This is a genomic window from Protofrankia sp. Cas4, assembly GCF_963555915.1.
In the GTDB taxonomy this organism is placed as follows: Bacteria; Actinomycetota; Actinomycetes; order Frankiales; family Frankiaceae; genus Protofrankia.
This window is the reverse complement of record NZ_CAUVXL010000225.1, coordinates 1-7,399: the sequence shown is the minus strand read 5'-3', so window position 1 is coordinate 7,399 and position 7,399 is coordinate 1. Positions and strand designations below refer to the sequence as shown.

The window sequence follows — 7,399 nt, the reverse complement described above, 5'->3', positions numbered from 1 at the left end:
GAGCTGCGGTTCGCCAGCGATCTCGGAGTGTGCGCGTGTTCGACACCCTGTCCAGCCGCCTCGACAAGGCTTTCTCGTCGCTCCGCGGCAAGGGGCGGTTGTCCGAGGCTGACATCAATGCGACCGCCCGGGAGATCCGGGTGGCGTTGCTGGAGGCCGACGTCGCGTTGCCGGCGGTCCGGGCCTTCATCGAAGCCGTGCGTGAGCGGGCGATGGGTTCGGAGGTCTCGGCCTCGCTGAACCCGGCCCAGCAGGTCATCAAGATCGTGAACGAAGAGCTCATCGCGATCCTGGGCGGCGGCACCGCGACCCTGCGGTTCGCCAAGGCGCCTCCCACCGTCATCCTCCTCGCCGGCCTGCAGGGCACCGGCAAGACGACGCTCGCCGGCAAGCTCGGCCGGTGGCTTGCGGCCCAGGGGCACACGCCACTGCTGGTCGCCGCCGACCTGCAACGTCCGAACGCGGTCACCCAGCTTCAGGTCGTGGCCGCCCGGGCCGGGGTCGACGTGTTCGCGCCCGAGCCCGGCAACGGGGTGGGCGACCCGGTCGCGGTCGCGCGTGCCGCTGTGGAACACGCGCGGCGTCGTCACCATGACGTGGTGGTCGTCGACACCGCCGGCCGTCTCGGCGTGGACGTCGAGATGATGCGGCAGGCGGCGGACATCAGGGATGTCACGTCGCCGGACGAGATCCTGTTTGTCGTCGACGCGATGATCGGCCAGGACGCCGTCACCACCGCGCAGGCCTTCGCCGACGGCGTCGGTTTCAGTGCGGTCGTGCTCACCAAGCTCGACGGCGACGCCCGCGGTGGCGCCGCGTTGTCGGTCGCGCACCTGACCGGCAGGCCGATCATGTTCGCGTCGACCGGTGAGGCGCTGGAGGACTTCGACGTCTTCCACCCCGAGCGGATGGCGTCGCGCATTCTGGGAATGGGCGACGTTCTCACCCTCATCGAGCAGGCGGAGAAGGCCTTCGAGGCCGATCAGGCCGAGGCGATGGCGGCGAAGATGGCCGCCTCGGAGTTCACCCTGTCGGATTTCCTCGACCAGATGCTCGCCGTCCGCAAGATGGGCCCGATCGCCAACCTGCTCGGAATGCTGCCCGGGATGGGGCAGATGAAGGAGCAGTTGTCCCAGATCGGTGAACGCGACGTCGACCGGGTGGTTGCGATCATCCGGTCGATGACCCCGGCTGAGCGCCACGACCCGCGGATTCTCCAGGCGTCCCGCAAGGCTCGGGTGGCCCGAGGTTCCGGCGTCACCGTCACCGAGGTCAACCAGCTGCTCGACAGGTTCGCCGAGGCGCGCAAGGTCATGAAGAAGATGACCGGCGGTATGGGGTTGCCCGGCGGTGGGCAGAGCGGCCGGGGCGCGGCCAACCGCAAGGCGGGCAAGAAGGGAAAGGGCGCGAACCGCAAGGGCAATCCGGCCGCACGCGCCGCGCAGACGCAGGCGCAGGAGGCCGCAGCGCAGGCGCGGCGCGCGGGCGCCACACCGGGCGCCACACCGGGCGCCACACCGGGCGCCACACCGGGCGCCACACCGGGCGCCACACCGGGCGCCACACCGGGCGGCCTACCCGGCGGCCCGCCGGCCGGGCCCGGTGATGCGGCCCTGTCCGACCTGTCCGCCCTGATGCGTGGCAGCGGTTTGCCACCGGGGGGGCCACCGCCCGGGCGGGGTCGCGGCAGACAGCGTTGACATGCTCCGGGCAGTGCCCACCGGCCCGGGGGCGTATCAGCGCTCGCGATCTGGCAAACTATGGGAACGACATGGGTTCCTCACCATCGGCGTCGTCGCGGTGGCCCTCTCCGCCGCTTTGACGCTCCGAAAACCCAGCTGCCGGTGTTCCGCGTCCCCACCGTGGCATTCCAGTGGCTACTGACGTACGTCTGGAGCAGTTCGACAATCGTGGCAACCAAGATCAAACTTCAGCGTCTCGGCAAGATGCGCGAGCCGCACTACCGCATCGTCATCGCGGATGCCCGTACCAAGCGAGACGGACGGGTCATCGAGGCGATCGGGCAGTATCACCCCAAGTCCGACCCGAGCATCATCAAGGTGGACGGCGAACGCGCCGGGTACTGGCTCGGTGTGGGCGCTCAGCCGACCGAGCCGGTGCTCGCGATCCTCAAGGTCACCGGTGACTGGCAGAAGTTCAAGGGTCTGCCGGCGCCACCGCCGATGAAGGTTGCGGCTCCCAAGCCAGACAAGCGGGAGATCTTCCAGGCTGCGGCCCGGGCAGCCGCGGGTCTCGGCGACAAGCCCGCCACCACCCCGAAGAAGGCCAAGAAGGCTACGGACGACGCACCCGCGGGCGAGCAGCAGCAGAGCGCGCCGGCGGCCGAGCCGTCGACTCCGGCGGGGCAGTAAGTGCTGGAGGCCGCGCTCGAGCATCTTGTCCGGGGCATCGTCGATCATCCCGATGATGTGCGCGTCGACATGCAGTCGGGTCGCCGGGGTCGGACCCTGGAGGTCCGTGTGCATCCCGACGATCTCGGCAAGGTAATCGGGCGCGGCGGGCGGACCGCCCGCGCGCTGCGGACGGTCATGGCCGGTGTGGGAGGTCGGGGTCTGCGTGTCGACGTCGTCGACGTCGACCGGTAGTCGGCGGCCTTCGGGCAGCCCGGCCGATGCGCCGGTCGTCGTCGGTCGGATCGGGCGTCCCCATGGCGTCCGCGGGGACGTGACGATCGACGTCCGGACCGATGTTCCGGACCGACGCTTCGCGCCGGGGTCGCGGTTTCACGGCGACACCCCCGCCGTTGGTCCGTTGGTGATCGCCGGGTCGCGTTGGCACGCCGGGCGCCTGCTCGTACGGTTCGAGGGGGTCGATGACCGCGGCGCCGCCGAAGCCCTGCGTGGCCGGATCCTCACCATTGCGCCCGACGCCGTGGGTGCCGCTGCGGACGAGGACGATGACGCGGCGGACGACCTGTGGTGGGACCGCGACCTCGTCGGACTCCAGGTGGTGACCGTGGACGGCGCCGCCGTCGGTGTGGTTGTCGATGTGGTCCACACACCGGCCGGGGAGCTGCTCGCGGTCGGTTGCCCAGACGGGGGGGAGGTACTCGTGCCGTTCGTGCGCGAGTTCGTCCCCAGCGTCGAGGTGTCCGACGGCCGGTGCGTGGTCGACCCGCCGCCAGGCCTGTTCGACCTGGAGTGACTATGCGTGTTGACATAATCACTATCTTTCCCGGGTATCTCAGCCCACTGGAACTGTCGCTGGTCGGCCGGGCGCGTGAGCGGGGCATCCTCGACGTTCATCTGCACGATCTCCGGCAGTGGGCGAGCGACGTGCACCGGACCGTTGACGACGCCCCCTATGGCGGGGGGCCGGGCATGGTGATGCGGCCGGAACCGTGGTGGGCGGCGCTGACCGAGGTGAGCGAATCGGGCGCGGCCGGTGGCCGGCGACCGCGGATCATCGTCCCGACCCCGGTCGGCCGGCCCTTCACCCAGGCTTACGCCGGCGGCTTGGCCGCGCAACCGTGGCTGGTGTTCTGTTGTGGCCGCTATGAGGGAATCGACGCGCGGGTCATTGAGGAGTGGGCCGACGACGAGATCTCGATCGGTGACTACGTGCTGGCCGGGGGAGAGGTCGCCACCCTGGTGATACTGGAGGCGGTCATCCGGCTGTTGCCCGGTGTGGTGGGAAACGCCGAGTCCGTTGCCGACGACTCCTTCGCCGACGGGCTGCTAGAACCGCCGGTGTACACCCGCCCACCGGTGTGGCACGACCGCGAGGTGCCCGCGGTGCTGCGCTCCGGTGATCACGGCGCCATCAGCCGGTGGCGCCGGGAGGTGGCTGTGGCGCGGACCGCACACCGCCGGCCGGATCTGTTGGCTGGCACCTACCCGGCTGGCATCGACCCGGCTGGCACCGACCCGGCTGCCACCGACCCGGCTGGTCGTGTGGCACAGTAGGATGCGGTGTCCGGCCGTCCGCCGCCCCAGTTCGAATGTCTGCTGGGTGGCATCATGATCCAGATGAGTGGATCGTCTTTGGCGGTTGGACCGTAGTCGATTCATCCCTGTCATCCCCGTCATCCCCGTGAGAAAGCGACTGCCATGCAAACCCTGGACAGCCTCGACGCCGCGTCGCTGAGGACCGACGTCCCGCAGTTCTGGCCGGGCGACACCCTGAAGGTCCACGTCCGTGTCGTCGAGGGCAATCGCCAGCGCATCCAGGTTTTCCAGGGCGTTGTGATCCGCCGGCAGGGCGGTGGCGTTCGCGAGACCTTCACGGTCCGCAAGGTCAGTTTCGGTGTCGGGGTTGAGCGAACCTTTCCGGTTCACAGCCCGGTCGTCTCCAAGATCGAAATCGTGACCAGTGGTGATGTGCGGCGAGCGAAGCTGTACTACCTCCGTGAGTTGCGCGGCAAGGCTGCAAAGATCAAGGAAAAGCGTCGGCCGGCTGGACGCTGAACTTTGCGTGGAGTGGCGCAGCCGTTGGCCGTGCGTTGTCGTTTCTACGTCACCGTGTCGTCGCCGGGGCCGACCGTGCGCGTAGGGTGGTCAGCGATCGGTCCCGATCGGATACCACGGTGAAGATCATCAAATTCGGCCGATATCGGCCAACCCATGAGGTGGCGCGGTGAGTGGAGCCGAGCAGAGTCTTCCGGCGCGCTGGAACAATTCTGTTCCGGCCAGTGGCCAGGGATCGCCCGATGACGGCTTGGGGCAACAGGACGGCGTGGAGCAGCAGGACGGCTTCGGGCAGAAGACGGGGCATGACGGCGAAGCCGCCCACGCTGCACATGATCTTGTTGGGCCCGTCGTGGCGAACGGCCGCGGGGAAGAGGCCGTGACGTTGCCGGCCGAGGCATCCGACCCGGTGGTGAGTGCGGAGCCCGTGACCAGTGGTGACGCCCAGGGGGTCGCGACGGATCCGACCGCACCGGCGCCGACCCCACGGCGCGGGCGTCTGGGCCTGGGCCGAGGCCGGGGCAGTCGCGGCGGCAGGGGTTCATTCGCCCGCGAGCTACCCGTCCTCGTGCTGGTGGCATTCCTGCTCGCGCTGGTCATCAAGGCGTTCCTCGTCCAGGCGTTCTGGATCCCGACCGTCTCGATGGAACGGACCCTGCTGGTCAACGACCGGGTTCTGGTCAACAAGCTCGTCTACCGCTTCAGGGACGTCCACCGCGGTGAGATTGTCGTCTTCAACGGCGACGGAACCGGCTTTGAGCGGGCGGAGACCCTGATCGACCCGCCGAGCAACATCGTTTCCCGTGCGGTGCGCTCGGTCCAGGGCGTGCTCGGCCTCGGCGCCCCCAGCGACAAGGACTTCATCAAGCGTGTCATCGGCGTGGGTGGGGACACCGTCGCCTGTTGTGATGCTCAGGGACGGGTGACGGTCAACGACAAGCCACTCGATGAGCCGTACGTCTACGAAAACAGTCCGGCCGGGTCCGGACGCGAATTCGCTCCGGTGAAAGTGCCAGCCGGCGAGCTGTGGGTCATGGGTGACCACCGCAGCGAGTCGTCGGATTCGCGGGTGAATGGGACAATCCCGGAAAGCAAGGTCGTCGGCCGCGCGTTCGTGCGGGTATGGCCCCTGAGTCGGGTGGCATTTCTGTCCCCGCCGAACATTTTCGCCTCCGCCTCCGGTCTGACGGGGGCTGGCGTGGTGGCGTTGGGCGGGGTTGCCGCATCTCGGCGGCGAGCACCGTCGGGACGGCGAGCACCGTCGGGAAGGAGCCCGGGTGACGACAGGGGCGACGATGATCGCCGTCGGCGGCGACGTCCAACCCGACCGCACGCTGCCGTTCACCCCGGCCAGCGCGACGATCCGACGTGACGGCGGGCTGTGGGGGTACGAGCGTGCGCTCTGGCGCCGGGGGCTCGGTCCCGTTGCCGGGGTTGACGAGGCCGGCCGTGGCGCGTGCGCGGGTCCGCTCGTGGTCGCGGCCGTCATTCTTCCCACGGGTGGATCACGCCGGCTCGGTGCGCTGGCAGACTCCAAACGGCTGTCCGCCCGTCTGCGTGACCAGGTGTTCGAAGGCATACTCGGCGTCGCTCAGGCCTGGGCGACCGTCGTGATCGACGCCTCCGAGATCGACGTGGCGGGTGTACATGTGGCGAACACAACCGGAATGCGTCGCGCGGTGGCCCGGTTGGTTGCGCGGCCCGGATATGTCCTGACCGACGGGTTCGCCGTGGCGGGATTGGGAGTCGGCTCCACCGCAGTGCTCAAGGGGGACCAGGTGGTGGCCTGCGTAGCAGCGGCGTCCGTCATCGCCAAGGTGACCAGGGATCGGATCATGGATGGCTTGCACTCCGGGTATCCCGAGTACGATTTTGCGCAGCACAAGGGGTACGTCACGGCCGCACACGCCGCGGCTCTTGCTGCTTACGGGCCGTGTGAACAGCATCGGATGTCGTATGTCAATGTGGCAGGAGCGTACCGCGAACGACTGTCGCGGCTGGAGGACGTCGTGACACCGACCGGGCTACGCAGCGCGACGGAGGGCGCATGAGCGCCGAAGACCTCGAAAAGTACGAGACCGAGATGGAGCTTCAGCTCTATCGCGAGTACCGCGATGTCGTCGGTCTGTTCTCTTACGTGATCGAGACTGATCGTCGTTTCTACCTGGCGAACGACTACCAGATCGATGTCCGCAACAGCGCCGGCGAGGTCTTCTTCGAACTCACCCTGCGTGATGCGTGGGTGTGGGACATGTTCCGGCCGGCGCGGTTCGTGAAGAACGTCCGTGTCGTCACGTTCAAGGACATCAACGTCGAGGAGCTGACCAAAGCGGAGCTCTGAGGGCCGCTGTGTCCAGCTTCGGGCTGGCTGCGGTCTGGTCTGTGGATGAACGCACGTTGTCCACAGAAAGTGATCTTTTCTCGCCAAGGGCTGACCGGTCGACCACTCTGATCTCCACGGGCGCGTCCGTCGCCCGTGGACGGGAGCGGACGATGCGGGTCAAGGATGCGCTCGGGCGGTTCGGGGAGGACACCGCCGTCCGGTATCTGTTGGACGGCGGCATGGAGATTGTCGACCGCAACTGGCGGTGCGCCGCGGGCGAGGTCGACATCGTCGCCCGGGACGGTTCGTGTCTGGTGTTCTGCGAGGTCAAGACCCGCTCCGGGGACCGCTACGGGACGCCGGCTGCGGCCGTGGTCCCCGCCAAGGTTGCGCGGATCCGCCGGGTCGCCGCACAGTGGCTTCATGATCATGACCATGAGCTGGTGGCGTTGCGGTTCGACGTCGTCGAGGTGTATCGCCGCTGGGACCGCCCGATTCGGGTGGAACACCTACGAGGGGCGTTCTGATGCCGCTCGCGCGGGCGTTCAGCGTTGCCATCGTGGGGGTGCACGGGCACCTCGTCGAGGTCGAGGCGGATCTCGCGAACGGGCTGCCGGCCATCACCCTCGTCGGCCTGCCGGACGCGGCG

General features: G+C 68.5%; 10 protein-coding genes and 1 pseudogene. All 11 read left to right on the top strand.

Annotated elements, in window-relative coordinates; genetic code table 11:
- Positions 1-35 precede the first annotated feature (35 nt).
- Positions 36-1,700 carry a signal recognition particle protein gene (ffh, locus tag U9979_RS20220; protein WP_322780617.1) on the top strand — a complete coding sequence of 555 codons (1,665 nt, stop codon included), beginning with the start codon at positions 36-38 and terminating at the stop codon, positions 1,698-1,700.
- A 210-nt stretch (positions 1,701-1,910) separates the two neighbouring features.
- On the top strand, positions 1,911-2,372 hold the full coding sequence (rpsP, locus tag U9979_RS20215; RefSeq protein ID WP_322748312.1) for a 30S ribosomal protein S16: 462 nt from the start codon (positions 1,911-1,913) through the stop codon (positions 2,370-2,372).
- Complete coding sequence (locus U9979_RS20210; protein ID WP_239311291.1) at positions 2,373-2,606, top strand: RNA-binding protein; 234 nt, start codon at positions 2,373-2,375, stop codon at positions 2,604-2,606.
- Positions 2,578-3,165, top strand: a complete 588-nt coding sequence (rimM, locus tag U9979_RS20205) for a ribosome maturation factor RimM (RefSeq protein WP_322780616.1) — start codon at positions 2,578-2,580, stop codon at positions 3,163-3,165. The genes U9979_RS20210 and rimM overlap by 29 nt, the downstream gene beginning before the upstream one ends.
- Before the next feature lie 2 nt (positions 3,166-3,167).
- Positions 3,168-3,926 carry a tRNA (guanosine(37)-N1)-methyltransferase TrmD gene (gene trmD / locus U9979_RS20200; RefSeq protein ID WP_322780615.1) on the top strand — a complete coding sequence of 253 codons (759 nt, stop codon included), beginning with the start codon at positions 3,168-3,170 and terminating at the stop codon, positions 3,924-3,926.
- 144 nt (positions 3,927-4,070) lie between these two features.
- A complete protein-coding gene (rplS, locus tag U9979_RS20195) occupies positions 4,071-4,427 on the top strand; it encodes a 50S ribosomal protein L19 (RefSeq protein WP_322748309.1) in 357 nt (118 codons plus the stop codon).
- Positions 4,428-4,596: 169 nt separating this feature from the next.
- Positions 4,597-5,799, top strand: coding sequence for a signal peptidase I (gene lepB / locus U9979_RS20190; protein ID WP_322780614.1), 1,203 nt, complete (start codon positions 4,597-4,599; stop codon positions 5,797-5,799).
- Positions 5,723-6,478: a ribonuclease HII gene (locus tag U9979_RS20185; protein WP_322752129.1), complete on the top strand. Its 756-nt coding sequence runs from the start codon at positions 5,723-5,725 to the stop codon at positions 6,476-6,478. Before lepB ends, U9979_RS20185 begins: the two co-directional genes overlap by 77 nt.
- Entirely contained in the window at positions 6,475-6,768 is a 294-nt protein-coding gene (locus tag U9979_RS20180; protein ID WP_239310639.1) for a DUF2469 domain-containing protein, read from the top strand. Before U9979_RS20185 ends, U9979_RS20180 begins: the two co-directional genes overlap by 4 nt.
- A gap of 152 nt (positions 6,769-6,920) precedes the next feature.
- Positions 6,921-7,277 (top strand): YraN family protein, encoded by a 357-nt coding sequence (locus tag U9979_RS20175; RefSeq protein ID WP_322748331.1) that lies wholly within the window; start codon positions 6,921-6,923, stop codon positions 7,275-7,277.
- A pseudogene (locus U9979_RS20170) lies at positions 7,277-7,399 on the top strand (ATP-binding protein); the annotation flags it as partial. The gene U9979_RS20175 and the pseudogene U9979_RS20170, both read left to right, overlap by 1 nt.

Bases quoted from the DNA above. Each gene is read 5' to 3' on its own strand.
- U9979_RS20175 (WP_322748331.1), top strand. From the start codon at position 6,921: ATGCGGGTCAAGGATGCGCTCGGGCGGTTCGGGGAGGACACCGCCGTC.
- rplS (WP_322748309.1), top strand. From the start codon at position 4,071: ATGCAAACCCTGGACAGCCTCGACGCCGCGTCGCTGAGGACCGACGTC.
- U9979_RS20180 (WP_239310639.1), top strand. From the start codon at position 6,475: ATGAGCGCCGAAGACCTCGAAAAGTACGAGACCGAGATGGAGCTTCAG.
- U9979_RS20185 (WP_322752129.1), top strand. From the start codon at position 5,723: ATGATCGCCGTCGGCGGCGACGTCCAACCCGACCGCACGCTGCCGTTC.
- trmD (WP_322780615.1), top strand. From the start codon at position 3,168: ATGCGTGTTGACATAATCACTATCTTTCCCGGGTATCTCAGCCCACTG.